This window comes from Chromobacterium violaceum ATCC 12472, from assembly GCF_000007705.1.
GTDB classification, from domain to species: Bacteria; Pseudomonadota; Gammaproteobacteria; order Burkholderiales; family Chromobacteriaceae; genus Chromobacterium; species Chromobacterium violaceum.
Genome location: NC_005085.1, coordinates 1,208,287 through 1,234,117 on the forward strand (window position 1 = coordinate 1,208,287; position 25,831 = coordinate 1,234,117).

The window sequence follows — 25,831 nt, forward strand, 5'->3', positions numbered from 1 at the left end:
GGGCCGGTGGGCGGCTTGCGGCTACAATGGCGGGAATTGAGCATTCGAGACTTTCCCGCCATGAGCAACAAACGCCTGATCCACGGCTTCCACGCCATCAATGCCCGCCTGTGGCAGAACCCGAAGAGCCTGATCGAGATCTGGCTGGCCGGCGGCCGCCACGACGCCCGCGCCAAGGCGGTGCTGGACAAGGCCGGCGCGGAGAACGTCAAGCTGCACATCGTCGACAAGGAGCGCCTGGACAGCATGAGCGGCAACGCCAGGCACCAGGGCGTGGTGGCGATGATAGACGCCAGCATGAACTACGTGGACCTGGACGACGTGCTGGAAAACCTGTCCGAGCCGCCCTTGCTGCTGATCCTGGACGGCGTCACCGACCCGCACAATCTGGGCGCCTGCCTGCGCGTCGCCGACGCGATGGGTGCGCACGCGGTGATCGCGCCCAAGGACCGCTCCGCCACGCTGAACGCCACCGTGTCCAAGGTGGCCTGCGGCGCGGCCGAGGTGGTGCCCTATATCACCGTCACCAATCTGGCGCGCACGCTGCGCGACCTGAAGGACGCCGGTGTGTGGATCGCCGGCACCACGATGGAGGCCGACACCGACCTCTACCACTTCGACGCCTCCGGCCCGCTGGCCTGGGTGATGGGCGCCGAAGGCGAGGGCATGCGCCGGCTGACGCGCGAGCACTGCGACGTGCTGGTGTCCATCCCGATGTTCGGCACCGTGGAAAGCCTGAACGTGTCGGTGTCGTCCGGCATGGTGTTGTCGGAAAGCCGCCGCCAGCGCGTGCTGAAGGCGGGCTGAGCGGATTGTCCGCCGCGAGAAAAAGGCCGCGTCAGCGGCTTTTTTCAATCCTGCCCGCCCAGCGTCTCCCGCGTCAGCGCCAGCCAGGCGCGGGCGGCGTGGGACAGATAGCCGCCGCGCTGCCAGATCAACGCCAGATGCCAGTACAGCTTGTGGTCGTATAGCGGCACCACGTCGAACAGCTGGCGGTCCAGCCGCTCGACGATGCTGCGCGGCAGCAGGGTGACGCCCAGGTTGGCGGCCACCAGTTCGACGATGAAGTCCCAGTGCGCGCTGCGTCCGACGATGTTGGGCGTCTTGCCCAGTTCGCGGAAGGCGTCGCCGACGCGGCGGCTGAGCGTGAAGTCGTCCGGGTACAGCACCAGCGGCTGGTCGGCGATGTCCGCCAGCTGCACCAGCGATTTGTCGCGCCAGCGCGAGCCGGCGGGCGCCACCAGGCACAGCGGATCGCGCACCACCGAGTAGTGCTCGAACAGCTGGCTGTCCACCGGCAGCACCGCCACGCCTATCTCCAATTCGCCGCTCTTGATGCGGTTCTCTATCGCCAGCGCGCCGTCCTCCACCATCTTCAGCTCGATCTGCGGATAGCGGCGGCGGTAGCGGCTGACCACCGGCGCGAAGAAGGCGACCCCCACCATCGGCGGCAGGCCCACCACCAGCTCGCCGTGGCTGAGCGAGGCCAGGTCGGCCAGTTCGTGCTTGAGCTGGTTCATCGCCGACAGCACGTCCAGGCCGCGCTCGTAGGTGACGCGGCCGGCGTCGGTCAGGCGGAAGCTGCGGCCCTCGCGCAGGATCAGCGGCATGTCCAGCTCTTCCTCCAGCTGCTTCACCATCTTGCTGATCGTCGGCTGGGTGACGAACAGCGCGTCGGCGGCGCGGGTGAAACTCTGGCATTTCACCAGTTCGACGAAATAGCGTAAGGCGCGGATGTCCATTTTCATTCCTGTATGGAATCGTCTTGATAATTTTAATTCATTTTTAGAATGAATGCCGGCTGGCTATACTTTGCTCAACTCCTAAGTTGATGGAAGCCAAGCATGGCCCGCCTGTTTCACCGCCTGTCGCAACCGCTGCAGACCTTTTTCCAGGTACTGCTGCTGAGCCTGGTGTGGCTGGCGGCCAGCCAGCTGAGCCACCGCTTCCTGCCGGCGATGCCGGCCGGGGTGCTGGGCATGCTGCTGGTGCTGGCCGGACTGTGGTCGGGCCTGCTGCCGGTGGATTGGTTCCGCCACGGCGCGCGCTGGCTGCTGGCCGAGATGCTGTTGTTCTTCATCCCGGCCGTGGTGGCGGTGGTGCAGTACCCGGACGTGATCCTGTCCGCCGGGGCGCGCCTGCTGCTGGTGATCGTCGCCTCCACCGCGCTGGTGATGGCGGTGACCGCGCTGGTTGTCGACCGCTGCTACCGGCTGGAAATTCGGCTGCGGCGCCGCGACAGCAACCGCAGGGCGCAGATGAGGGCTGAAGTCCATGGAGCATGAAATTGCGTTGATCTCCTTCGTACTCACCGTGGTGCTGTACTGGGTGGTCAAGAAGTATTACCTGAAGACGCGCAGCTGGTGGAGCACGCCGATATTGGCGGTGCCGCTGCTGATCATCGGCTTGGTGGTGTTGGCGCGGGTGCCGTACCAGACCTACTTCGCCGACACGCGCTGGCTGACCTGGCTGCTGGGGCCGGCGACGGTGGCGTTCGCGGTGCCGATCTACGAATACCGCGCGCTGATCCGCAGGCATTGGCTGTCGCTGGGTTGCGGCGTATTGGCCGCCATCCCGGTGGCGGTGGCCAGCTCGGTGATGCTGGCGCGCTGGCTGGATCTGCCGGACCTGATGCAGAAGAGCCTGGCGCCGCGATCGATCAGCACGCCGTTCGCGCTGGCGGCGGCGCAGACGCTGGGCGGCTCGGCCGACCTGACCGCGCTGTTCGTGGTGGTGACCGGGGTGTGCGGCATGATGCTGGGGCAGTTGATGCTGGCCTTGCTGCCGATCCGCTCTAAGCTGGCGCGCGGCGCGCTGTTCGGCGCGGCGGCCCATGCGGCCGGCACCGCCAAGGCGAGCGAGATAGGCGCCGAGGAAGGCGTGGTGGCCAGCCTGACCATGATGCTGGCCGGGGTGGCGACGGTATTCGCCGCGCCGCTGATCAGCCACTGGCTGTAACGATTGTGTTGTGAGCTGACTGCCGTGGGGTGGTGGTCGGTGGGTTTCTCCTCTTCCCCAAACGAGCGTTGATTTAAGGCCGGCCCTTTGGGGTCCGGCCATTTTTTTTGGCCGCGTGGTCGTAGTCCTGGCTGTGGCCGTGGTTGTCCTGGCCGAACGGGGTGTGGCAGACGCAGGGCGCGCCCTCGGCTGCCTCCACCAGCGTCTGCAGGATGCCGCAATCGGCCGCCGCGTGGCTGTCGTGGCACTTGTCGCGCAGCGCCAGCAGCTGCTGCTCCAGCAGCCGCAGAGCTTCCACCTGCTGATGCACCTTGGCGATCTGCTGGTCGATCAGCAGATTGATGTCCTCGCAGTCGTGTTCGTGGTCGGCCTTGAACGCGGCCAGGTTGCGGATGTCGGCCAGCGACATGCCCAGCGAGCGGCAGTGCAGGATGAAGTTCAGCTCGCCCAGCTGCTCCGCGGTGTAGCGGCGGTAGCCGGAGGCCGAGCGCTGCGGCGCGGACAGCAGGCCCTCGCGCTCGTAGTAGCGTATGGTTTCCACCTCGCAGCCGGTCTGGCGCGCCAGTTCTCCGATCAACATGACGTTCTCCCGAGAAAAACGCTTGACCCTGTAGTGACTACAGGGTGTGCAATGTGCCCAGACTACCAATGGAGGCGCATATGTCAAGCATCACGCGTTATCGCAAGGCCGCATCGCCGCACCAGGGACACCAAGCTGCCCGCGGCGGCGATTGCTGCTCATCCAAGGCGGGGGCCGCGCTGGCCCAGGGCGGCGGAGAGCGGCAGACGCGCGAGCATGCCCATGGACGCCAGGGCGGCTGCGGCCACGAACACCAACCGGGCGACCGGCATGGGCACGACCACAAGCATGATCAAGGCCACCAGCATGGCGCGGGTTGCGGCCATTCGCATGGCCATGCGGCGCCGGCCCGGGTGCAACTGGGCGAGGGCAAGGGCGCGAATCTGTCTCGGCTGCAGATCCAGGCGATGGACTGCCCGACCGAGGCCAGGTTGATCGAGAAGGCGCTTGCCGGCATGGACGGCGTGGTGGCGCTGGAATTCAATTTCATCGAACGGGTGTTGCTGCTGCGCCACGACCTGCCGCACCTGGACGGCGTCAGGAGCGCCATCGCCAAGGTGGGCATGAAGGCGGTGGAGCTGGACGCGGGCGCGCAGGCGCGGGCGCCGCAAGGCCATGGAGGGCGCGCCAACCTGCTGCTGGCGGCGTCAGGCCTGGCCGCCGCCGCGTCGGAGGCCATCGCCTGGAGCCTGGGCGACGGCCGGCTGGAAGTGGCGGCGCTGGCGCTGGCCTCCATCCTGCTGGGCGGCATCCCGACGCTGAAGAAGGGTTGGATCGCGCTGTCCTCCCGCACGCTGAACATCCATTTCCTGATGTCGGTCGCCGTGATCGGCGCGATGCTGATCGGCCAGTGGCCGGAGGCGGCGATGGTGCTGTTCCTGTTCGCCATCGCCGAGCGGCTGGAGGCGATGTCGCTGGCCAAGGCCGGCGAGGCGGTGCGCGCGCTGATGGCGCTGGCGCCGGAAACCGCTTGGGTGGCCGACGGCGCCGGCTGGCGCGAGGCGCAGGCGGCCGAGGTGGCGGTGGGCAGCCGGGTGCGGGTGCGCCCGGGCGAGCGCGTGCCGTTGGATGGCCGCATCGCCGACGGCCACAGCAGCTTCAACGAGGCCAGCATCACCGGCGAGAGCCTGCCGGTGGACAAGGGGCCCAAGGACGCGGTGTTCGCCGGCAGCATCAACGGCAGCGGCGTGGTGGAGATCGAGACCACGGCGCCGGCGTCCGGCTCGGTGCTGGCGCGCATCATCGCCACCGTGCGCGACGCGCAGGCGTCCAAGGCGCCGACGCAGCGCTTCATCGATCGCTTCGCCTCGGTCTATACCCCGGTGGTGCTGGCCCTGGCGGCCTTGTTCGCCGTGGCCGCGCCGCTGCTGGGCCTGATGGCCTGGCACCAGGCGATCTACAGCGCGTTGGTGATGCTGGTGATCGCCTGCCCGTGCGCGTTGGTGATCGCCACGCCGGTGACCGTGGTCAGCGCGCTGGCCTCGGCCGCGCGCCACGGCCTGCTGGTCAAGGGCGGCGCGCCGCTGGAAATGGCGGCCCGCATCGACACCGTCTGCTTGGACAAGACCGGCACGCTGACCCTGGGCGAGCCGCGCGTCACCCGCGTGGCGGCGCTGGACGGCGGCGATGAGACCGCGGTGCTGGCGATGGCCGCCGCGTTGGACAGCCATTCCACCCATCCGCTGGCCAAGGCGGTGCTGGACGAGGCCGCGCGGCGCGGCATCGCCGTTCCGGCGGCAGAGCAGGTCAGCGAGCTGGTGGGCCGCGGCGTCCGCGGCCGGGTGGATGGCCGCGCGCTGCAGTTGGGCAGCCGCCGGCTGGCGGAGGAGCAGGGCGCGCTGACGCCGGCGCTGGCGGCTGAGCTGACGCGGATGGACGCCGCGGGCGAGGGGGCGCTGGTGCTGCTGGACGGCGAGCGGGCGCTGGGCGTGCTGGCCGTCGCCGACCAGGTGCGGCCGGAGGCCGCGGCCACCATCGCCCGTCTGGGCGAAATGGGCGTGCGCGCGGTGATGCTCAGCGGCGACAGTCCGCAGGTGGCGGCCGCGGTGGCGGCGCAGACCGGCGTCTCCGCCGCGCACGGCGGCCTGCTGCCGCAGGACAAGCTGCGCTTCATCGAGCAGCTGCAGGCCTGCGGCAAGGTGGCGATGGTCGGCGACGGCGTCAACGACGCGCCGGCGCTGGCGCGGGCCGACCTGGGCGTCGCGATGGGCGCGGCAGGATCGGACAGCGCGCTGGAGACGGCCGGCGTGGCGCTGATGGACGACAAGCTGTCGCGGCTGGCCGACCTGATCGTTCACGCCCGCCGCACCGCGTCGGTGCTCAAAGTGAACATCGCGATCGCGTTGGGCATCAAGCTGGTGTTCTTCGGCCTGGCGCTGGCCGGCGTGGCCAGCCTGTGGATGGCGGTGTTCGCCGACGTCGGCACCAGCCTGATCGTGATCGCCAACGGCCTGCGGCTGGCGCGGCGGGTTTAACGCGGGCACACGCTTTCGCGCACGGGCGCGAGGCAGGGCGAAGCGGCCGAGGAGGCGGAATGCGCATGCAGTCCATGCGCATCCCCGAGACGCTTTCAGCGCGGCATCGCCAAAACGACGGGGATCGCGGGCAGGCGCTTGGCGCCGCGAACAAAACCTCGTAGCGCACCAGAGCCCAGGCGCGCCGACGCAGACAGCGCACGCAGCACGGCAAGGAGGCGCGACGCAGGATCAGCGGTTTGTCAGCGGCCATCAGGCGTAGGTGTCGATATTGCCGCCCTTGGCCTGCGCGCTGCCGGCCGGGGCGGTCGCTTGCTGCAGTTTCTGCAGCGGGCTGAGATTCTGATTGCCGCTCTGCTGTTGCAGCAATTGCATCCGCGCCTGCTGTTCCATCTGGGTGGCTTCTGCCGCCACCGCGCGGTCCTGGCCGGACGGGTCGGACGGCGCCAGCGCGGCGGCGCGCACCGTTTGCGCGTTGCGTATGGTTTCCTGCGGCGTGCCGCCCTGGCTGATCTGGATCGGCACTTCGCCGCCTATCGCGTATTGCTTGCCATCCGGTCCCTGTTGATAGGTGAAGCTGGCCGCGCCGGCCAGCGCGCCGCCGGCGGCCTGGTGGGCGGCTTCGTGGCGGCGCACGTCGGTGTCGCGCGCCCTCAGGTCTTCCACTTCCTTCTGCTGCGCGTCGTTCAGGGGCTTGCCGTCTGGCGTTTTGGGCGCGGCGGGCCCGGCTTGCCGCGCGGTTTTCGCGTTGTCGGCCTGGCCCTGGCCTGGGGCGTCGTTGCCGGTTTTGTCTCCCGCTGAAGCGCTGGGGATGGCGTTGGCGGTTTGCGGCGGGGAAGAGGAGGCGTCGGAAACGGGCGCGGCCTGCGAGCGCAAGGCTTGGCAGGCGGGACACTGGCAATTGGCGCCATGCATGCTGAAACCGTAGCTGGAATAGCCGCCGGCTACACTTGAAATGGACATGAAACGCGTTCCTCTGTCCATACAGTATAGAAGCGCCTGCCCGCTATTCCAATGACCGTGGCAGAATGTCCGCCTGTATATATGCGGGAGCAAACGATGAGCGAAGAAGCCCAGAGGCAAAGAGAGCTGGTGATGTCGGTGCTGATGACGCCGGACATGGCCAATTTTTCCGGCAATGTGCACGGCGGCGTGCTGCTGAAGCTGCTGGACCAGGTGGCCTATGCCTGCGCCAGCCGCTACGCCGGCTGCTATGTGGTGACGCTGTCGGTGGACCAGGTGCTATTCAAGCAACCGATTCATGTCGGCGAGCTGGTGACCTTCCTGGCCAGCGTCAATCATGTCGGCCGCACTTCGATGGAGGTGGGCATCAAGGTGGTGGCGGAAAACATCCAGCAGCGCAGCCAGCGCCACACCAACAGCTGCTATTTCACCATGGTGGCCTATCAGGACGGCAAGCCGATGACGGTGCCGACCCTGGTGCTGGAGACCGAGGAGCAGCGGCAGCGCTTCCGCGCCGCCGAGATGCGCAAGCAGTTGCGGATGGAGATGCAGCAGCGCAAGGACGCCGGACAGTGACGCCGCCGCTGTTCCCCCTGCGGCGGGTGGCCTACAATGCGGGGCTTTTCCCTCCTCTTCGGCTGCCATGTTCACCCTGATCCACCAAGATCCCCGTTTCTATCTCGTCGACAAGCACCCCGGCGCGAGCTTCCACCGCGAGGGCGATGCGCCCGGCTTGATGGATGCCCTGCGCGCGGGGCTGGACGACGAGGCCCTGTGGCCGGTGCACAGGCTGGACCGCATCACGTCCGGGCTGATCCTGGTGGCGCGCTCGGCCGAGGCGGCGCGCGCGCTGGGCGACGCGCTGGCCGGGCGCGAGGTCGAGAAATACTACCTGGCCTTGTCGGACCGCAAGCCGTTGAAGAAGCAGGGCAGGGTGGCCGGCGACATGGCCAAGGGCAGGGGCGGCGCCTGGCGTTTGACGGAAGGCCGGGAGAATCCGGCCGTCACCCAGTTTTTCAGCTATGCGCTGGAGCCGGGATTGAGGCTGTTCCTGCTGCGGCCGCGTACCGGCAAGACCCACCAGCTGCGGGTGGCGATGAAGTCGCAGGGCGCGCCGATACTGGGCGACGCGCTGTACGGCGGCAGCGAGGCCGACCGCGGCTACCTGCACGCCTACGCCTTGCGTTTCGAACTGGACGGGGAGAGATTCGCCTTCGTCTGCCCGCCGTTGGCGGGAGAGCGCTTTATCGGCGAGGCCTGCCGCGACAGGCTGGCGGACCTGGGCGAGCCCTGGTGCCAGCCGTGGCCGGGCGCCTGAGCGCCCCAGGCCTTTAGGCGGCGATGGCGGGCTCGGGCTGGAAGCGGGCGATGCCGACCTTGTGCTTGAGGCAAAGCTCGGCGAAGGCGCTGCCGGAGAGAAAATCGAATTCGCGGCCGCGGCTGGCGGCGATGGGGTCGGAGGCGTCGTTGGTGGGCAGGCCGGGATGGCACATGATCAGCGCGCGGTCCGGCGCGCGGGCCAGCCAGGCCTGCATCAGACCGGCGAAATCCGCCTGCGGGCTCAGCGAATACATGCCGCCGAACCACGGCGAGGTGGAAAAGCCGCGCTCGCGCGCCTGCTCGTCGAAATTGGTGCACACGCTGCGCAGCACCAGCGCCTTCAGCCGGTTGTCGCCGGGATGGCCCAGTTTGTCGGGCGAGCGCAGGTAGGGCGGCGCATCCTGTTGCCAGCGCCGCCGGATGGCGTCGAACAGCGCGTCGCGTATCACCGGCAGCGCGTGCACGTGCTGATGGCCGTCGACGAAGTCCGGCAAGCGGCCGTAGTGCTCTGCGAACCTGTCGATCTGCGCCAGCGCCTCGTCGCGCAGCGCAGCCTGCGACAGCTGGCGCAACTGGCTCTTCATCAGCCAGTGAGACAGCGGCTTGACCGGCGCGTCGAACGGGTGGGTGAGATTGAAATGCAAGCCGACATCGACGCGATCGGCCCGCGCCTTGATCTCGCCGGCCAGCTCTGGCCAGAGCGGCGACTGGCAGAGCACGCTGGTGGCGGACAGGCGGCCGGCATCGACCAGTTGCAGGATGCCGGCGCTGATGCTGCCGGACTGGGCGAAGTCGTCGGCGCAGAGTGTCAATCGTTTCGTCATGGGCGGTATGACCGGTGGCTGGCGGGAAAGTTTACCGAGCGAGCCGGCCGGGCGTTAATTTGTTTGTGGCGCGGAGGCGAAGGCCCACAGCTTGCCGAGCAGGAAGGTGAGCGCCGCCACCGCGAACAGCACGATGGCCAGCGAAACCCGGTAATCCAGCGGCGCGTAGCGCAGCAGCGCGAAATACATCGCCTCGTTGACGCAGAAACTCAGGCAGGACACGCCGAAGAAGCGCGGCAGCGCCTGGCGGTGCGGCACGTGGCCGGCTTCGAAAGTGAAGCGGCGGTGGCCCCAGTAGCTGAGCTGGAAGGCGCCGAGGAAGCCCAGCACGTTGGCGGCGAGCGGCGGCGCGCCCAGCGGCACCAGAACCAGCGTCACCAGCGCGAAGTGCAGCAGCATCGCCGATACGCCGACGACGCCGAACCAGAACAACTGCTTTTTCATTCGTCCCGCTCGTCCCTGGGTTTGGCGATGCGGCTGATCAAATAGGTAGGCCGGCCCTTGACTTCGTTGAAGATGCGGCCGACGTATTCGCCGAGTATGCCGATGGACAGCAGCTGCACGCCGCCGAGGAAGGTGACGGCGACCGCCAGCGTCGGCCAGCCGCTGACCGGGTTGCCGAACAGCAGCGTGTGCACCAGCTCCCAGATCGCGTAGCCGATGGACAGCAGCGAGATCACGCAGCCGACCAGGGTCCAGATCCGCAGCGGCATGTTGGAGAAGGCGGTGAGTCCGGTCAGGCCCAGATTGAACAGGCTGCGGAAATTGAAGCTGCTTTTGCCGGCGCGGCGTTCCCGCGTCTGCGTCTCCATCGCCAGCTGGGTGAAGCCCACCCAGTTGTACAGGCCCTTCATGAAGCGGTTGCGCTCCGGCATGCGCCTGAGCGCCTCCAGGATGCTCTTGTCCAGCACCCGGAAATCCTGGGTGTTTTCCGGGATTTTCAGCGGCGCGCCGCTGTTCAGCAGCGCATAGAACACGCGGGTGAACGCGCGCTTGGCCAGGGTTTCGCCGTCGCGGTTGGCGCGCACGCTGTAGACCATGTCATAGCCCTCGCGCCATTTGGCGAGGAAGACCGGCACCATTTCCGGCGGATGCTGGAAGTCGCCGTCTATCAGCACCGCGACATCGCCGCCGATATTGTCGATGCCGGCGGTCAGCGCGATTTCCTTGCCGAAATTGCGCGACAGCTGGATCAGCGTCACCGGCAGCCGCTTGGCGGCTTCCAGCGCCTTGGGCACGGTGTCGTCGCGGCTGCCGTCGTCCACCACCACCAGTTCGTGGCGATAGCCGTGCGCCGACAGCAGCCGGTGCAGCGTCTCCAGCATCGGCACGATGTTTTCCGACTCGTTGTAGGCCGGGATCAGGCAGCTGACCAGCGGGTCGGCCGGCCGTTCGGCGGCGTGCAGTTCCAGCAGGTAGGGCGGTACGAAGTTGCGTGCGTCGGTCATGGTGGTCTTCGCAGTCAATGGGCTGTCGCCGGCTTGAGCAGCAACATCCTGTCTTTCATCACCGGAAACTCTCCGGCCTTCAGATAGCCCGCGGCGATGGCCGGCGGCAGGCTGGCGAAGTCGCGCTGCTCGGTGACGATCCAGCTGCCCGGATGGGCTGCCAGCTGCGGGGCCAGCGCGTGCGCGTCGGCGGTGGTGCGCACCCGGCCCTGGCTGTAGAACTCCGCGGAGAACTCGCGGCGGCTGTCCCAGTAGAACAGCGTCGCCTGCGGCGCGGGCTGCTGCTGGCGCCAGGCGGCTATCACCGGCTTCTGGGTGCGGAAATATCTGGCGCCGTCATGCCATTGCAGGCCGATCGCCGCCAGCACCAGCAGGCCGGAGGACAGCGCCAGCCACGGCAGCGCGCGGCCGGCGCGCTCGTCGCGGCCGCGATGCCACAGCTCCGCCATCAGCAGCGCCGCGCCGGGCAGCATCGGCAGCGAGTACGGGAAGATGATGTTGCCGGACATCGTGAAGAACAGCAGCGTCATCACGGTCCACAAGGAGACATACAGCAGCCAGCCGTCGTTTTCGCCGGCGCGGACGATGGCCGGCAGTCGGCGCGCCCGGCTGGCCAGCCAGGCCAGCATGGCGATGGACCATGGAAACAGCGCGCCCAGCGCATAAGGCCAGATCATGCCGCGCGGCGTGGCGTGGGCGAAGCCGTACTTGTCGCCCTTCCAGCCAGCGTCCAGGAAGCGGCTGACGTGTTCGCCCATGATGAAGTAGTTGAGAAAGCCCGGCGTGCGGATTTCCGCCCATGTGTACCAGGGCAGGGCGATGGCCGCGGCGAGCAGGGTGCCGGATATCCAGGGCAGCTCGCGCCACAGCGCTTTCCATTGATTGCGGACCAATACCCAGACGAAGATGGGCATGCCCACCAGCACCACGGCCAGCGGCCCCTTGGCCAACAGGCCCAGGCCCAGGCCGGCGAAGAAGGCGTAACGCCACGGCCGGCCGCCGCCGCTCATCGCATGCCAGAACGCCACCTGGCTCAGCGTGACGCAGAACATCAGCGAGGGATCGGTCATCACGGTGCCGGCCGCGCCGTAGAACAGCAGGCCGCCGCCCAAGATCAGCGCGGCGGCCATCGCGGCGTCGTTGCCGGCGCGGCGGCGCATCAGATCTGCCGTCAGCCACAGCGCGCCGATGGCCAGCAGCAGCGCGGGCAGGCGGGCGGCGAACTCGTTGACGCCGAACAGGCCCATGCTGGCTGCGGACAGCCAGGTGGACAGCGGCGGCTTGGCCCAGAACGGCACGCCGTAGTCGTGCAGCGGCGTCACCCAATTGCCGGTTTCCAGCATCTTGCGGGCGATCTCGGCGTAGCGGGCCTCGGTGGTGTCGGTGAGCGGGATCGCCCACAGCGCCAGCAGGCGGATGGCCAGCAGCGCCAGCAAGGCGTAGCCGGCCGCCTTCCGCCAGGAGGAAGTGGCAGCGGTATTCATCCGTAAACTTGTTTTCAAAACGGGGTAGAGGATCGGCGCAAGGCTATCACAGACCGGGACCGGCGTCTTCCGTCCCGCCAGCGAAAACGCCGCCCGGAGGCGGCGTTGGCTTGGATCGGGTAAGCGGCGGCTCAGCGGCCGTGCATCATCTTCTTCAGCACCGAAGACAGCGCGAACAGCACCAGGGAGCTGGCGCCGGCCATCATCACGAACAGCATGAAGAAGTCGTGCAGATTGGTGACCGCGTAGCCGAGGAAGTGCGGCACCGGCTTGGCCGGGTCCGGGTACAGCTCGGACAGCGTGCCCGCGAACTTGTTGGCGGCGGACGACGACAGGAACCAGATGCCCATCATCAGGCCGGTGAAGCGGGCCGGGGACAGCTTCACCACCAGCGACAGGCCGATAGGAGACAGGCTCAGTTCGCCGAAGGTGTGCAGCACGTACAGGCTGACCAGCCACAGCATGCTGACCTTGACGCCCGGGGCCAGGCCGTCGACGCCGAAGGCGATCACTAGATAGCCCAGCGCCAGGAAGAACAGGCCCAGCGCCATCTTGGCCGGAGAGGAGGGCTCCATGCCCTTGCTGCCCAGCTTGGTCCAGATCCAGGCGAAGATCGGCGCGAAAATCACCACCGAAATCGGGTTCAGCGACTGGAAGAAGGAGGCCGGGATCACGTAGCCCATCAGGTTGCGGTTGGTCTGCTCTTCGGCGAAGAAGGTCAGCGAGGCGCCGGCCTGCTCGAAGGCGGACCAGAAGAAGATCACGAAGGCGGACACGATCAGGATCACCGCCAGGCGCTGCTTCTCGATGCTGGTCAGCGGCGCGTGCACCACTTTTTCGCCGCTGTCGTGGTGACGCTTGGGCGCCATGCCGATCGGCTTGCCTTCCGGGGTCACCAGGTACTGGTTCTTGAACAGGGTGAACACCACCAGCGACAGCAGCATGCCGAAGCCGGCGGCCATGAAGCCCCATTTGAAGTCGGCGGGATTGCCGGTGTCGCCCAGGGTGCCGCAAACCAGCGGCGCGATCAGCGAGCCGGTGTTGATGCCCATGTAGAAGATGGTGAAGGCGGAGTCCACGCGCTTGTCGCCCGGGGCGTACAGCTGGCCGACCATGGACGAGATGTTCGGTTTGAACAGGCCGTTGCCGGCGATCAGCATGCCCAGGCCGCCGTACAGCAGCCAGGAGGCGGCGGCGACATTGGTTTCATGCAGCGAGCCGGAGAAGAACAGCATGAACTGGCCGATGGCCATCAGCACGCCGCCGGCCAGGATGGAGCGGCGGTTGCCCCAGTAGCGGTCGGCGATGTAGCCGCCGATCAGCGGGGTGAAATAGACCAGGCCGGTATAGGTGCCGTAGATGTCCGAAGCATGGGCCTTGTCGAACAGCAGCGCCTTGATCATGTACAGGGTGAAGATGGCGCGCATGCCGTAGTAGCTGAAGCGCTCCCACATCTCCGTCACAAAGAGCAGATAAAGCCCCTTGGGATGCGATTGTGTAGACATAAGGGTTCCTTCGAGTGACTTGAGATATCACCAGCAACGAGCGGTGTTTTTTGTTTTTTATGCATGCCTTGGATTTTGTAGGCAGCGCAAGATCATATCGATTAAATGTTGAGATGTGAAAATTTTTTTTAAACAAGATCAATTACATTGTAATAAATAGAGCAAATGCTTTTCTTTATGGATGATTTTTTGCTAGTCAATACTCTAAGTTTTATGAGTTTATTGCATGTCGGCTATTGTTGAATGTATACAAATCAATGCCCTGATTGTTTCTGTTAGTTGATGATTGTTGCGCAGTCTGACAATTCTGGCCTATCTTGAGGTTGCGCCCGCGTCCGGGCGACCGTGCAACTGCCTCAAGGTGTGGCGATGAACATCGAACCCCATGCTGGCCAGGCGCTGACTCACCTCAATGGCCTGCGTCCCAACTGGTATACCGTCGACATCATCCTGACGTTCGACTTTCCGCACGCCTGATCTCCTCCGGCAAACGTTCCCTATTTGTTTCGATCGCATGACGGCTGGCCGCCGCCCTGTCCGCCTTCGAGCGGACGGCGCGACCGCGCCGAGGAGAAGACCATGGCACGACGCATTCCCGAACCGTTCCGCATCAAGATGGTGGAGCCGATCCGCCAAACCACCGCCGAATACCGCCGCCAGGCGCTGCAGGAGGCCGGGTGGAATCCCTTCCTGTTGAAGGCCGAGGATGTCTATATCGATCTGTTGACCGACAGCGGCACCGGCGCGATGTCCGACCGCCAGTGGGCCGGCCTGATGATGGGCGACGAGGCCTACGCCGGCAGCCGCAACTTCCTGCGGCTGGCCGACACCGTGCGCGAGCTGTTCGGCTACGCGCACACCATTCCCACCCACCAGGGGCGCGGCGCCGAGCAGATCCTGTTTCCGGAGCTGGTGAAGCGCTGCCGCGGCGAGCGGCCGGTGTTTCTGTCCAACTACCATTTCGACACCACCAAGGCCCATGTCGAGCTGGCCGGCGCGCGCGCGGTCAACGCGCTGACGCCGCGAGCGCTGGACACTGGCGCGGCCTACGACTGGAAGGGCGACTTCGATCTGGCGCGGCTGGGCGAGATCGTCGAGGCCGAGGGGGAAAACGTCGCGGCCATCATCGTCACCGTCACCTGCAACAGCGCCGGCGGCCAGCCGGTGTCGATGGCCAATATCCGCGCGGCCAGCGCACTGGCCCGTTCGAAGGGCATTCCGGTGGTGATCGACGCGGCGCGCTTCGCCGAGAACGCCTGGTTCATCCGCGAACGGGATCCGGCCTATGCCGGCGTTGCCATCTCGTCCATCGTGCGCGAGATGTTCGATTACGGCGACATGTTCACCATGTCGGCCAAGAAGGACGGGCTGGTCAATATCGGCGGCCTGTGCTGCTTCAAGAACGATGAGGCGCTGTTCCGCGCGGTGCAGGTGCGCTGCGTGCCGATGGAGGGCTTCATCACTTACGGCGGCCTGGCCGGCCGCGACATGGAGGCGTTGGCCATCGGCCTGAAGGAGGGCTTGGATGACGCTTACCTGAGCTATCGCATCGGCCAGGTGGCCTACCTGGGCGAGCGGCTGCGCGAGGGCGGCGTGCCGATCCAGACCCCGACCGGCGGCCACGCGGTCTTCGTCGACGCCGCGCGGCTGCTGCCGCATATCCCGGCCGGGCAGTTCCCCGCGCACGCGCTGGCCTGCGAGCTGTATCTGGAAGGCGGCGTTAGGGCGGTGGAGATCGGTTCGCTGCTGCTGGGGCGCCATCCGCAGACCGGCCGGCAGGAGCCGTCGCCGTTCGAGCTGATGCGGCTGACGATACCGCGGCGGGTCTACACCAACGACCATATGGACTACATCGCCGACTGCCTGATAGACGTGAAGCGGCGCGCGGCGGGGGTGAGAGGGCTGGTTTTCGACTACGAGCCGCCGATATTGCGCCACTTCACCGCGCGGCTGCGGCCGGCGTAGCGGGGCCTGGCGCGGGGGGCGGAAGGCCCCCCGCTGCCGGCGTCGCCAGGGAGCTTAAGCCTTGCCGGCCTGCCACCGGGCCGCCTGCTCGGCGGCGCGCAGCAGGGCCGGCCGGTCTTTCAGGCCGTCCCAGTAGGCAACCAGTTCCGGCCAGTCGCGCATATTGCCGAAATCGATGCCGTAGCCTATCGTGCGGCCGACATAGACGTCGGCCGCGCTGAAGCGGTTTCCGGCGATATAGCGGCGGCCGGCCACCGCCTTGGCCAGCGCATTCATCGTCGCCTCGTAGGAACCGTAGCCGAACATGCGCTGCTGCTCCTGGGTGGGCGTGAAGCCGGCGGCCTGGTTGGTCCAAGCGTGTTCCACGCAGCTGGCGGCGAAAAACAGCCAGCGATAATAATCGCCGCGCTCGGCGGGCGCCGGCGCGAGGCCGGCTTCGGGAAAAGCGTCGGCCAGATAGGCGCAGATGGCCGCGCCTTCTGTGACCACCTGGTCGCCGTGCCGGATGGCCGGCACCTTGCCCATCGGATTGATGGCCAGATACTCCGGCGCCTTCATCGACGCGCCGTATTCCAGCAGCACCGGGCGGTAGGGCGCGCCCACTTCTTCTAGCATCCAGTGCACGATATTGCCCCGCGACTGCGGGTTGGTATAGAAGACGAGCTCTTTCGACATGATCTCCAACCTTTCTATGTGGTGGCTGCGGCGCAGGCGCGCGGCGGGACGGTCTCCCGGCTACTGCCTGGTCATGCATCATGCATGGACGGCGCGCGCCGGGCAAGCGGAACGGCCGGATGGGACGCTGGGCAAGGCAGGCCCAGGCGCGGGGGCAAGGGACTCAGTCTGGCGGAGAAGCTGCGCGCGCATCGCCAACGCCCGCCTTGCCGCGCGGCCTCGTCCAGTCCGTCGTGGCCAGAGCCGCAAGCATGGCCGGGGCTTGCCGATTCGCTTTCCGGCCTCATGTTGTTTGGAAATATCTGGTATGCGCGTGAGGAGTGTGCCGTGTTTGAACGTTTGCGGAAAATGCTGGAAGCGGGCGACGCCCGCTTCCGGGTGATAGAACATCCGGCCGAGGGCAATTCGCACAAGGTGGCGGAGATACGCGGCACCGAGGTGGGGCAGGGCGCCAAGGCGATGCTGTGCCGGGTGGCGGACGCGCCTGGCCAGTTCGTGCTGGCGGTGCTGCCCGGCGACGAGCGGGTGGATTTCGCCAAGGTGGCCGCCGCCGTCGGCGCGCGCAAGGTGAAGCTGGCGGATGCGGCCGACGCCGAGGCGGCGACCGGCTGCGTGATCGGCGCCATCCCGCCGTTCAGTTTCGATCCTTCCATCCGCCTGGTGGCGGATCCGCAGTTGCTGGCGCGCTATCGGGAGATCGCCTTCAACGCCGGGCGGCTGGACGCGTCCATCGTGCTGGACGGCGACGATTACCGCCGCCTGGCCCGGCCGCTCTTGACCGACATTCGCAAGGAGAGCGCGTGATGGACGGCGCGAGCGAACCCTTGGCCGGCTACGCGCGGGCGATCATGGGCGGCGCCGGCGCGGAACGCATCGTCGGCCGCGAGGAGCGGCGCGACAGCTGGCGCGAGGCCGATTGCGAAGTGAGCTTGCAGGAGCGGGTGTACCGCTTCGACAACGGCGTGGCGATCCGCCGCCGCATCGAGGTGGATGATTACCCTAGCGAGCAGGCCTGCGCCGAGAGCTGGATCACCTATGAAGTGCTGGAGCTGGGCAGCTCGCCGGGCATCGAGCCGATGAGCAAAAGCTTCGACAACGGCTGCCGCGAGGCTTTCTGGCTGCGTTATCACTCGGACGCCGCCATCTGAGCCAGGGCTTGCTCAGAGCGGGGGAGCCAGCCACGCTTTGCCGAAATCCATCCAGCCGCACTGCGCCAGCGTGACGCCCCGCAGCTGCGGCGCGAATTCCATCGTCTGGACATGATGCCGCAGCGGAATCAGGCTGGCTTCCTCCACCAGCGTTCGCGCCAGCGCTTCGTAGCCTTGCCAGCGCCGCTCCGCGTCCGGTTCCATCGCCAGTCTTCTTTCCGTTAGCCGGATTTTTTGTCGAGTCCCTTCTTCCAGCCAATGGCGATAGCCGGCATCCTGGCACAGCCATTGGTAGACGCCGAAATCCACATCGTCGGCCATCACTTCGCCGGTCAGCAGCAGGTCCGCGTCATCTAGCCAGTCGTAGCGGGCGAAATCGGGATAGGACATGACGGTCAGCGCGATCCGGCTGCCAATGTCGCGCAAGCGGCGCGCCACGGCCTCGGCCAGCTCGATATGGGCCGGCAGTTGGTAGGTGACCAGCCGCAGCGTCGGCGGCAGGCGCGGGGGCTGCGGCTGGACGGGCGCCGGGCGGTGCCGCCATTGCGGCAGCATGCCCAGCGCCGGCTCGCCGGCAAGCGCGGCTTGCCAGACGGTTGGGTGCAGCCAGTCGGCCAGCGTCCGCCGTTGAGCGGCGTCCAGCCGGGCCGGGTTCGCGGCCAGATAGCTGCAGCCGGCCTCCAGTTGCTGCAGTGATGGCCGGACTGCGGGCTTATCCGGGTGGCAGAAGCGGGCATCCAGCCGGGCCCGCACATCCGGATCGTCCACCACCCAGATATCCACGGCGTCCAAGAGCGGCCTTTCTTTCCAGTGGCGGTCGAAGGCGCGCAGCGTGGCGCGGTAGTCGTTGTTGGCTTCCAGCTTGAACGCGCCGGTGCCGATGGGGAAGCGGCCGAAGTCGGCTTGCGGCCAGCGGTCGCGCGGCAGGATGGTGGCGGCGCTGTCGGCCAGCCGCCGCGGCAGCAAGGCGTCGGGGCGGGCCAGGCGGATGTCGACGGTCAGCGGCGCGGGCAGGCTCACATTTTCCATATGGAGCAGCAGGCCCTGGTGCGGACCGGCCTCGTCGCGCAAGCGCAGCAGGCTCTGGCGGACGTCTTCGCCATCCAGCGCGCGGCCATGGTGGAAGGCGACGCCGGGGCGCAGATGGAAGCGCCAGTTCCGCCATGCGCCGTCATGGCTCCAGTGGTGGGCCAGCGCCGGGACGATTTCCCCCTGGGCGCGGTTGTAGCGGGTCAGGCCGTCGAAGATCTGGCGGATCAGGTGGCATTCGGTGCGGCGATTGATCCGGACCGGGTCCAGGCTGTGCAGCGGCCGGTAGAAGGGCAGGCGCAGCGTTTGCGGTTCGGCCGGCGACACGCCGAGATAAGCGGGCAGCAGCTCGGCCACTTGGCTGCGGGCGGCTGCGGGCAGCAAGCGCATCGCCTTTTCGATGTCGCCAGCGGCCAGGTGGGCGCGCACCGCTTCCGTTTCCAACTGGCCTGTCGGCGCGAGCAGGCGCAGCCGCGACGGATGGCCGCGCCCCAGGCCGGGTAGCCATCGCAGCCAGCCGTTTGCCGCCATGCTCTGCAGCAGTTCGCGGGCATGGCGCGGGCTGCAATGCAGGGCGGCGGCGATGTCTGCCAGCCGCGCCGGGCCGTCGTGCGCGGGGAAGGCCAGGCTCAGGCGCTGGTAGTGTTGGAGCAGGCGCATAAAAGGGGAGGAATGGCTTTGATCTGTTCCGTTTTTGTTCCCGCTTTTGTGCCGGATACTGCCGCTTCTGTCAAATGTCATGGAGCGCGCATGTCCGCGGTTTCTTCTTCTTTATGGCGGCAGCCGGTGTTCGCCGGCTTGTTCGCATCCACCGCATTGCTAGCGCTGGGCGGCCAGATCTACCAGTTGGCGCTGCCCTTGATCCTGTACGAGCTGACCCATTCGCTGGCGGCGATGAGCAATCTGCGCGCGGTGGAGTTTCTGCCCAATCTGCTGCTGGCGGTGTTCATCGGCGTGTGGGTGGACCGGGTGTGCCGCCGCAGCTGGGCGCAGCGTGCCTTGCTGGTGATGGCTGCGCTGCTGGGCGTTTGCGCGCTGGCGTTGGCCGGCGGCCGGATGGCTGCATGGCTGTTTTATCCGCTGACCTTCTGCGTGATGCTGTGCAACTACGTGACCGCCATCTGCCGGATGGCGCTGGTGAAAGAGAGCGTGCCGCCGGCGCAGTTGGTGCAGGCCAATGGCTATCTGGGCAGCTTGTTCGACGTGTTCGCCGTCAGCGGCCCGATGCTGTCCGGCCTGCTGATCGCCTGGGCCAGCCCGCACTGGAGCCTGGGCGCGCCGGCGCTGATGTTCTTGTTGTCGGCGGCGCTGATGGCCAGGGTGCCGGCGCAAGGGCCGGGACAGGCCGGCGAGCGGCGCTTTCTGGCGGAGCTGGCCGCCGGCTGGCGGACACTGCGCGGCAACGCGGCGCTGTGGCAGTTGAGCTGGGTGGTGGTGCTGGCCAATGGCGCGGCCGGCGTGGCCGAGGTCTTGTTCTTGTTTCGCGCCCGCGACCAGCTCGGCTTCTCGCCCAGCCAACTGGGACTGCTGTTCGGCTGCGCCGGCGCGGGCGGCATCGCGGCCGGCTTGTGCGTGGCGAGGGTGAGAGCGGCGCTGGGCCTGGGACGGATGATCTGTCTGGCGCTGCTGCTGGAAGCCGGCGGCATGGCGGCCCAGGCGGTGTTGAGCGAGATGCCGTGGCTGGCGGGCGCGATGGCGCTGCAGAGCTTTGTCGTGGTGTGCGGCAATGTCGGGGTGTGGAGCTACCGGCAGGAGGCGACGCCCGCGGCGCTGATCGGCCGCGTGTCCGGGCTGACCGGCTCCTTGTTCAAGCTGCTGATGCCGCTGGCGCTGGTTTTGGGCGGCGTGTTGTCGGCCGGCATGCCGCTGCGGGACTTGATGCTGGCGACGGCGGCGTGGCAGGCGGGCGCGGGCGCGCTTGCCTGGCTCAGCCGGGTGAGGGCGGTGGCGTAGTCCAGCCGTCGGCCAGGCAAAGAAAACGGCCCGCTTGCGGGCCGTTTCGATAGGGATGCGAGTTTGGCGCTCAGTGCTCGGCCGGCTCCAGATGGGGCTGGCCCAGCATCACCATCTGTCCCGAGCCGGGCTTCCACTCGCCCTGGATCCGCCATTTCTTGTCATGGTCTTCCAGCTGCACGTACCAGTGATTGGCGTTGACCGGGATCTTGGGCAGGATGCCCTGGTACAGATTGGGGCCGGCCATGGTCATCACGGCGGACAGGTCGTAATCGTCCTGGGCCGGGTGGATCATGCGCAGCGACAGGGTGTCCGGCAGCTTGACCTTGCTGGCGGTGACCAGGCGCAGGCTGCGGCCGTCGCTGCCGAACATCAGCTGGGCGGACAGGCCCATCTGGGCGGCGGCCTTGTCGCGGCGCAGCTCCATATTGATCGCTTTGCCCTTCTTGTAATAGTCGTCGGTGACCAGGCCGTCGTCGGACTTGATCGCCGCCATCAGGAAGAAGATGCCGACGACCACGGACACCGCCGGCAGGCCGAACAGTATCCAGGGCCAGGGCTCCTTGTACCAGGGGCGGGCGGGGTGGTGGGCGGTGTGTTGCATGTCATTCTCCGATGAAGCTGGATTTTTCTTCTACCCGCAGCGAGGGATCGCCGGCGGATTCTACGATGAAGCGGATCGGGTGGCTGCCCTTGGTCGCGTACTGCGGGTCGGCCTCCACGTGCACGGTGGCGCTGTCGGTGGCGGCGGCGGGAATGGCCACCAGCGGCGTTTCGGTCTTGACCTTGATGTCGGGCAGGCCTTCCGCTGTGATGCGGAATTGCTGCGGATGTTCCGTGGTGTTGATGATCTTGATGATGTAGGTGTTTTCCAGCCAGCCCTCATCGGTCTCGCGCACCAGCGACGCGCGGTCGCGCAGGATGTCCACCTTGAACGGCTTGCGCATCGCCAGCGAGGCGACGGCGGCGATGATCACCGCGCTCAGCACCAGCATGTACAGCACCACGCGGGGCCGTTTCAGCCGCGACGCGATTTCCTTTTCCGGGTACTTGCCTTCCAGCGCGTTCTCGGTGGTGTAGCGGATCAGGCCGCGCGGGTAGCCCATCTTGTCCATCACTTCGTCGCAGGCGTCGATGCAGGCGGCGCAGCCTATGCACTCGTATTGCAGGCCGTTGCGGATGTCGATGCCCACCGGGCACACCTGCACGCAGATGCTGCAGTTGATGCAGGAGCCCAGGCCCTGCTCCTTCGGATCCGTGCCCTTCTTGCGCGCGCCGCGCGGCTCGCCGCGGGCCTCGTCGTAGGAGATGATCAGCGTGTCGGCGTCGAACATCACGCTCTGGAAGCGGGCGTAGGGGCACATGTACTTGCACACCTGCTCGCGCATGAAGCCGGCGAACAGATAGGTGAAGCCGCCGTAGAAGAACATCCAGAACGTTTCCCACGGGCCGTAGCCGAAGGTGGGCAGCGCCGCGACCAGGCTGCGGATCGGCGTGAAATAGCCGACCAGGGTGAAGCCGGTCCACAGCGAGAACGCGATCATGATGAAGTGCTTGGTCGACTTCAGCCTGAGCTTGCGCAAGCCCATCGGCGAGGCGTCAAGCTTGATGCGTTTGTTGCGGTCGCCCTCCACCCATTGTTCTATCCACAGCATGATCTCGGTGTACACCGTCTGCGGACAGGAGTAGCCGCACCATAGCCGGCCGGCGATGGTGGTCCAGGTGAACAGGCCGAAGGCGCAGCACATCAACAGCGCGGCCAGGTAGACGAAGTCCTGCGGCCAGACGGTGAGGCCGAACAGGTAGAACTTGCGGTCCGCCAGGTCGAACAGCACCGCCTGGCGGCCGTTCCATTGCAGCCAGGGCAGGCCCAGGTAGACCAGCTGGGTGCCGAGCACGAACAGGATGCGCAGATTGTTGAACATGCCCTTGGCGGCGCGGACGTAGATTTTCTTTTGGGATTCGTACAGCGAGACGGTTTCTTTGTCCTGGCCGGCGGCTTCAACCTTGATCGGAATTTTCTTCAGCGATTCGGACATGTCGTTTTCCTGAAGAGGGTTTGGTGAAACTCACCGGGCGATGCGCTCTACCAAAGCCTCTGGGTGGGTGGGAGGCGAAGCGCGCCGCCCGCTCGGGGCGGGCGGCGCGCGATGGCGAAGCGTGTTACTGCTGGGCCTTCGGGTTGTTGGACAGGCTCCAGACGTAGGCGGCCAGCAAGTGGACCTTGCCTTCGCCGAGGAAGTCCTTCCAGGCCGGCATCTGGCCGTTGCGGCCGTTGGTGATGGTTTCGATGATGGCCTTCTCGGTGCCGCCGTACAGCCAGCTGCCGGACGGGTGGGTCAGGTTGGGCGCGCCCAGCTGCTGGTTGCCCTTGCCGTCCGGACCGTGGCAGGTCGCGCATACCGCGGCGAAGGTTTCCTTGCCTCGGGCGGCGCGCTCCGCGTCGTACTTCTTCTTGTGAGCGGACAGCGACATCACGTAGTTGGCCACATCCTTGACCTTTTCCTCGCCGAAAGCGGCGCCCCAGGCCGGCATCTGGCCGTGGCGTCCATTCAGGATAGTGGTCTTGATGGTGTCCGGCTCGCCGCCGTACATCCAGTCATGGCTGACCAGGTTGGGGAAGCCCTTGGCGCCGCGGGCGTCCGCGCCGTGGCACTGCACGCAGTAGGTCTGGAACAGGCGGCGGCCCATTTCCTGCGCCTTGGGATCGGCGGCGACCGATTTCAGGTCCTGCTTCAGATACTTGTCGTACAAGGGCTGGTATTTCAGCTCGGCAGCCTTGCTTTCCGCCTTGTACTGGTCGACCTGGGTCCAGCCGAACAGGCCCTTGTAGTCGCCGAGGCCGGGATACAGCGCCAGGTAGACGATGCCGAAGATCAGCGTGATGTAGAACATCAGCATCCACCAGCGCGGCAGCGGGTTGTTGTACTCGGCCAGGTCGCCGTCCCAGATGTGGCCGGTGATGTCGACTTCCTCGCCCTTCTTGACCGTGGTCTTGGATTGGGTGAACACCAGCAGCGTCAGGCCGATGATGCCGCCCAGCACGATCACGATGATCCAGATGTTCCAGAAACCGCTTGTGAATTGACTCATTTTCTTGCTCCGTGGGAAGCCTCGTCATGCGTGGCTTCCTCTACCTTGTCGTCGTCCAGGAAGGGCAGGTTGGCCGCTTCCTCGTACCGGTTCTTGGAGCGTTTGCTGTAGGCCATGATCAACACCATGATGAAGAAGGCGAAGCAGACCACGGTGAACAGCGAACGCCCGAAAGTGACCCAGTCCATGGCTTAGCGCCTGTTCTTCACGGCAAGGCCCAGGCCTTGCAGGTAGGCGACGACGGCGTCCAGTTCGGATTTGCCCTCCACCTGGGACTTCGCCTCGGCGATGTCCTTGTCGGTGTACGGCACGCCGACTAGGCGCAGGGCTTCCATCTTCTTGGGCACCACGTCGGCGTCCGCCAGGTTCTTGGACAGCCACGGGAAGGCCGGCATATTGGACTCCGGCACCACGTCGCGCGGGTTGTTCAGGTGCACGCGGTGCCATTCGTCGGAATAGCGGCCGCCGACGCGGGCGAGGTCGGGGCCGGTGCGCTTGGAGCCCCACAGGAACGGATGGTCGTACACGGATTCGCCGGCCACCGAGTAGTGGCCGTAGCGTTCGGTTTCGGCGCGGAACGGGCGGATCATCTGGGTGTGGCAGGTGGTGCAGCCCTCGCGGATGTAGATGTCGCGGCCCGCCAGCTGCAGGGCGGTGAACGGCTTGACGCCGGCCACCGGTTCGGTCACGGATTTCTGGAACGCGAGCGGCAGGATTTCCACCAGGCCGGCCACGCTGACCACCAGCAGGGTCAGCACGATCAGCCAGCCCACATGCTCTTCAATCAGTTTCTGGATTCTGTCCATGATTATTCTCGCCTGTTAATGTGCTTCTGCGGTGATGGCCGGAATCTTGGCATCGACGGCGCGGCCTGCGACGACGGTGCGGTAGGTGTTGTAAGCCATCAGCAGCATGCCGGAGAGGTAGAGGAAGCCGCCCAGCAGGCGCACCGTGTGGTACGGGTAGGTGGCTTTCACCGCTTCGACGAAGGCGTAGGTCAGGGTGCCGTCCGGATTCAGCGCGCGCCACATCAGGCCCTGCATCACGCCGGAGATCCACAGCGCGGCGATGTAGAGCACCACGCCGACGGTGGCCAGCCAGAAGTGGGCCTCGATCAGCTTGACGCTGTGCATGGTTTCGCGGCCGAACAGGCGCGGAATCAGGTAGTACATCGAGCCGATGGTGATGAAGCCCACCCAGCCCAGCGCGCCGGAGTGCACGTGGCCGATGGTCCAGTCGGTGTAGTGGGAGAGGGCGTTGACGGTCTTGATCGACATCATCGGGCCTTCGAAGGTGGACATGCCGTAGAACGACAGCGATACCACCAGGAACTTCAGCACCGGATCGGTGCGCAGCTTATGCCAGGCGCCGGACAGGGTCATGATGCCGTTGATCATGCCGCCCCAGGACGGCGCAAGCAGGATCAGCGAGAACACCATGCCGACGGACTGGGTCCAGTCGGGCAGCGCGGTGTAGTGCAGGTGGTGCGGACCGGCCCACATATAGGTGAAGATCAGCGCCCAGAAGTGCACCACGGACAGGCGGTAGGAGTAGACCGGGCGGCCGGCCTGCTTGGGCACGAAGTAGTACATCATGCCGAGGAAGGCGGCGGTCAGGAAGAAGCCCACCGCGTTGTGGCCGTACCACCACTGCACCATCGCGTCGACGGCGCCGGAGTAGACCGAATAGGACTTCCACATGGTCACCGGCACGAAGGCGGAGTTGACGATGTGCAGCAGGGCCACGGCCAGGATGAAGGCGCCGTAGAACCAGTTGGCCACGTAGATGTGCTTGACCTTGCGGATGGCGATGGTGCCGAAGAACACGATCGCGTAGATCACCCAGATCACGGCGATCAGCAGCTTGATCGGCCATTCCAGTTCAGCGTATTCCTTGGAGGTGGTGAAGCCCAGCGGCAGCGTGATGGCCGCCAGCACGATCACCAGCTGCCAGCCCCAGAAGGTGACGGCGGCCAGCTTGTCGGAAATCAGCCTGACGTTACAGGTGCGCTGCACCACGTAGTAGGAGGTGGCGAACAGACCGCAGCCGCCGAAGGCGAAGATGACGGCGTTGGTGTGCAAGGGGCGCAGGCGGCCGAAGTGGAACCAGGGCCCGAAATTGAGCTCCGGCCACACCAACTGGGCCGCAATGATGACGCCCACCAACATGCCGACTATGCCCCAAACTACGGTCATGATGGCAAATTGGCGCACCACCTTATAGTTATAAGTGGATTGCGTTTCCATTTAAGGTTTTCTCCAAGGTTGCTAACTCAGAACATGACAAACCAAGGCGACTTGAACTTTCCGGCTTCATCCCTATCTGGAGAATTGGAAAAGCAAGCCGCGGGGAACCGTTTTGCGAAAAGTCGAATCAGGTGCTTGACCTGTACCGATAAGCTTTGATGTCTGT

At 66.3% G+C, this 25,831-nt stretch carries 26 protein-coding genes; 10 read left to right on the plus strand and 16 right to left on the minus strand.

All coding sequences use genetic code 11. The features are described 5' to 3' along the window. Window positions 1-60 precede the first annotated feature (60 nt). Window positions 61-807: a 23S rRNA (guanosine(2251)-2'-O)-methyltransferase RlmB gene (rlmB, locus tag CV_RS05645; RefSeq protein ID WP_011134704.1), complete on the plus strand. Its 747-nt coding sequence runs from the start codon at window positions 61-63 to the stop codon at window positions 805-807. Window positions 808-851: 44 nt separating this feature from the next. Here rlmB and CV_RS05650 read toward each other — a convergent pair whose 3' ends face one another. After that, entirely contained in the window at window positions 852-1,742 is an 891-nt protein-coding gene (locus CV_RS05650; RefSeq protein ID WP_011134705.1) for a LysR family transcriptional regulator, read from the minus strand. Window positions 1,743-1,844: 102 nt separating this feature from the next. Here CV_RS05650 and CV_RS05655 point away from each other — a divergent pair, with 102 nt between their 5' ends. Further along, a complete protein-coding gene (locus CV_RS05655; RefSeq protein ID WP_011134706.1) occupies window positions 1,845-2,285 on the plus strand; it encodes a CidA/LrgA family protein in 441 nt (146 codons plus the stop codon). After that, window positions 2,275-2,958, plus strand: coding sequence for an LrgB family protein (locus tag CV_RS05660; RefSeq protein WP_031296834.1), 684 nt, complete (start codon window positions 2,275-2,277; stop codon window positions 2,956-2,958). Before CV_RS05655 ends, CV_RS05660 begins: the two co-directional genes overlap by 11 nt. A 73-nt stretch (window positions 2,959-3,031) precedes the next feature. On the opposite strand, the gene CV_RS05665 is transcribed toward CV_RS05660, so the two are convergent. Next, window positions 3,032-3,538: a Cd(II)/Pb(II)-responsive transcriptional regulator gene (locus CV_RS05665; protein WP_011134708.1), complete on the minus strand. Its 507-nt coding sequence runs from the start codon at window positions 3,536-3,538 to the stop codon at window positions 3,032-3,034. An 80-nt stretch (window positions 3,539-3,618) separates the two neighbouring features. On the opposite strand from CV_RS05665, the gene CV_RS05670 reads away from it, so the two are divergent. Next, on the plus strand, window positions 3,619-6,012 hold the full coding sequence (locus tag CV_RS05670) for a heavy metal translocating P-type ATPase (RefSeq protein WP_080509109.1): 2,394 nt from the start codon (window positions 3,619-3,621) through the stop codon (window positions 6,010-6,012). Between the two features lie 252 nt (window positions 6,013-6,264). Here the strand turns inward: CV_RS05670 and CV_RS22050 are convergent, their stop codons facing one another. Continuing rightward, entirely contained in the window at window positions 6,265-6,975 is a 711-nt protein-coding gene (locus CV_RS22050) for a putative metalloprotease CJM1_0395 family protein (RefSeq protein WP_011134710.1), read from the minus strand. Between the two features lie 96 nt (window positions 6,976-7,071). Here CV_RS22050 and CV_RS05680 point away from each other — a divergent pair, with 96 nt between their 5' ends. Continuing rightward, window positions 7,072-7,551: an acyl-CoA thioesterase gene (locus tag CV_RS05680; RefSeq protein ID WP_011134711.1), complete on the plus strand. Its 480-nt coding sequence runs from the start codon at window positions 7,072-7,074 to the stop codon at window positions 7,549-7,551. Window positions 7,552-7,618: 67 nt separating this feature from the next. Beyond that, window positions 7,619-8,293 carry a TIGR01621 family pseudouridine synthase gene (locus CV_RS05685; RefSeq protein ID WP_011134712.1) on the plus strand — a complete coding sequence of 225 codons (675 nt, stop codon included), beginning with the start codon at window positions 7,619-7,621 and terminating at the stop codon, window positions 8,291-8,293. A 13-nt stretch (window positions 8,294-8,306) separates the two neighbouring features. Here CV_RS05685 and CV_RS05690 read toward each other — a convergent pair whose 3' ends face one another. From CV_RS05690 to CV_RS05710, 5 genes are all read right to left on the minus strand, one after another. Then, entirely contained in the window at window positions 8,307-9,119 is an 813-nt protein-coding gene (locus CV_RS05690; RefSeq protein ID WP_011134713.1) for a ChbG/HpnK family deacetylase, read from the minus strand. A 54-nt stretch (window positions 9,120-9,173) separates the two neighbouring features. Further along, a complete protein-coding gene (locus CV_RS05695) occupies window positions 9,174-9,563 on the minus strand; it encodes a GtrA family protein (RefSeq protein ID WP_011134714.1) in 390 nt (129 codons plus the stop codon). After that, window positions 9,560-10,567 (minus strand): glycosyltransferase family 2 protein, encoded by a 1,008-nt coding sequence (locus tag CV_RS05700; RefSeq protein WP_011134715.1) that lies wholly within the window; start codon window positions 10,565-10,567, stop codon window positions 9,560-9,562. Before CV_RS05700 ends, CV_RS05695 begins: the two co-directional genes overlap by 4 nt. 14 nt (window positions 10,568-10,581) lie before the next feature. Next, entirely contained in the window at window positions 10,582-12,051 is a 1,470-nt protein-coding gene (locus CV_RS05705) for an ArnT family glycosyltransferase (protein ID WP_043595583.1), read from the minus strand. Between the two features lie 131 nt (window positions 12,052-12,182). Further along, on the minus strand, window positions 12,183-13,556 hold the full coding sequence (locus CV_RS05710; protein ID WP_043595586.1) for a peptide MFS transporter: 1,374 nt from the start codon (window positions 13,554-13,556) through the stop codon (window positions 12,183-12,185). A gap of 579 nt (window positions 13,557-14,135) precedes the next feature. Between CV_RS05710 and CV_RS05715 the strand changes: the two genes are divergently transcribed. After that, window positions 14,136-15,521 (plus strand): tryptophanase, encoded by a 1,386-nt coding sequence (locus CV_RS05715; protein ID WP_011134718.1) that lies wholly within the window; start codon window positions 14,136-14,138, stop codon window positions 15,519-15,521. A gap of 54 nt (window positions 15,522-15,575) precedes the next feature. On the opposite strand, the gene CV_RS05720 is transcribed toward CV_RS05715, so the two are convergent. Then, window positions 15,576-16,196 (minus strand): glutathione S-transferase family protein, encoded by a 621-nt coding sequence (locus CV_RS05720; protein ID WP_011134719.1) that lies wholly within the window; start codon window positions 16,194-16,196, stop codon window positions 15,576-15,578. A gap of 327 nt (window positions 16,197-16,523) precedes the next feature. On the opposite strand from CV_RS05720, the gene CV_RS05725 reads away from it, so the two are divergent. Beyond that, window positions 16,524-17,000, plus strand: coding sequence for a YbaK/prolyl-tRNA synthetase associated domain-containing protein (locus tag CV_RS05725; protein WP_043595589.1), 477 nt, complete (start codon window positions 16,524-16,526; stop codon window positions 16,998-17,000). Next, on the plus strand, window positions 17,000-17,344 hold the full coding sequence (locus tag CV_RS05730) for a hypothetical protein (RefSeq protein WP_011134721.1): 345 nt from the start codon (window positions 17,000-17,002) through the stop codon (window positions 17,342-17,344). Before CV_RS05725 ends, CV_RS05730 begins: the two co-directional genes overlap by 1 nt. A 12-nt stretch (window positions 17,345-17,356) precedes the next feature. Here the strand turns inward: CV_RS05730 and CV_RS05735 are convergent, their stop codons facing one another. Next, on the minus strand, window positions 17,357-19,033 hold the full coding sequence (locus CV_RS05735) for an SgrR family transcriptional regulator (RefSeq protein WP_011134722.1): 1,677 nt from the start codon (window positions 19,031-19,033) through the stop codon (window positions 17,357-17,359). A 90-nt stretch (window positions 19,034-19,123) separates the two neighbouring features. On the opposite strand from CV_RS05735, the gene CV_RS05740 reads away from it, so the two are divergent. Continuing rightward, a complete protein-coding gene (locus CV_RS05740; protein WP_011134723.1) occupies window positions 19,124-20,326 on the plus strand; it encodes an MFS transporter in 1,203 nt (400 codons plus the stop codon). Window positions 20,327-20,396: 70 nt separating this feature from the next. Here CV_RS05740 and CV_RS05745 read toward each other — a convergent pair whose 3' ends face one another. The 6 genes from CV_RS05745 to ccoN form a co-directional block, all read right to left on the minus strand. Beyond that, a complete protein-coding gene (locus CV_RS05745) occupies window positions 20,397-20,930 on the minus strand; it encodes a FixH family protein (protein ID WP_011134724.1) in 534 nt (177 codons plus the stop codon). Window position 20,931: 1 nt separating this feature from the next. Continuing rightward, a complete protein-coding gene (gene ccoG, locus CV_RS05750) occupies window positions 20,932-22,365 on the minus strand; it encodes a cytochrome c oxidase accessory protein CcoG (RefSeq protein ID WP_011134725.1) in 1,434 nt (477 codons plus the stop codon). 124 nt (window positions 22,366-22,489) lie between these two features. Continuing rightward, window positions 22,490-23,419 (minus strand): cytochrome-c oxidase, cbb3-type subunit III, encoded by a 930-nt coding sequence (gene ccoP / locus CV_RS05755; protein WP_011134726.1) that lies wholly within the window; start codon window positions 23,417-23,419, stop codon window positions 22,490-22,492. Next, entirely contained in the window at window positions 23,416-23,607 is a 192-nt protein-coding gene (locus CV_RS05760; RefSeq protein ID WP_011134727.1) for a cbb3-type cytochrome oxidase subunit 3, read from the minus strand. Before CV_RS05760 ends, ccoP begins: the two co-directional genes overlap by 4 nt. Before the next feature lie 3 nt (window positions 23,608-23,610). Beyond that, on the minus strand, window positions 23,611-24,225 hold the full coding sequence (gene ccoO / locus CV_RS05765) for a cytochrome-c oxidase, cbb3-type subunit II (protein WP_011134728.1): 615 nt from the start codon (window positions 24,223-24,225) through the stop codon (window positions 23,611-23,613). 15 nt (window positions 24,226-24,240) lie between these two features. Further along, window positions 24,241-25,665: a cytochrome-c oxidase, cbb3-type subunit I gene (ccoN, locus tag CV_RS05770; protein WP_011134729.1), complete on the minus strand. Its 1,425-nt coding sequence runs from the start codon at window positions 25,663-25,665 to the stop codon at window positions 24,241-24,243. Between the last annotated feature and the right edge of the window lie 166 nt (window positions 25,666-25,831).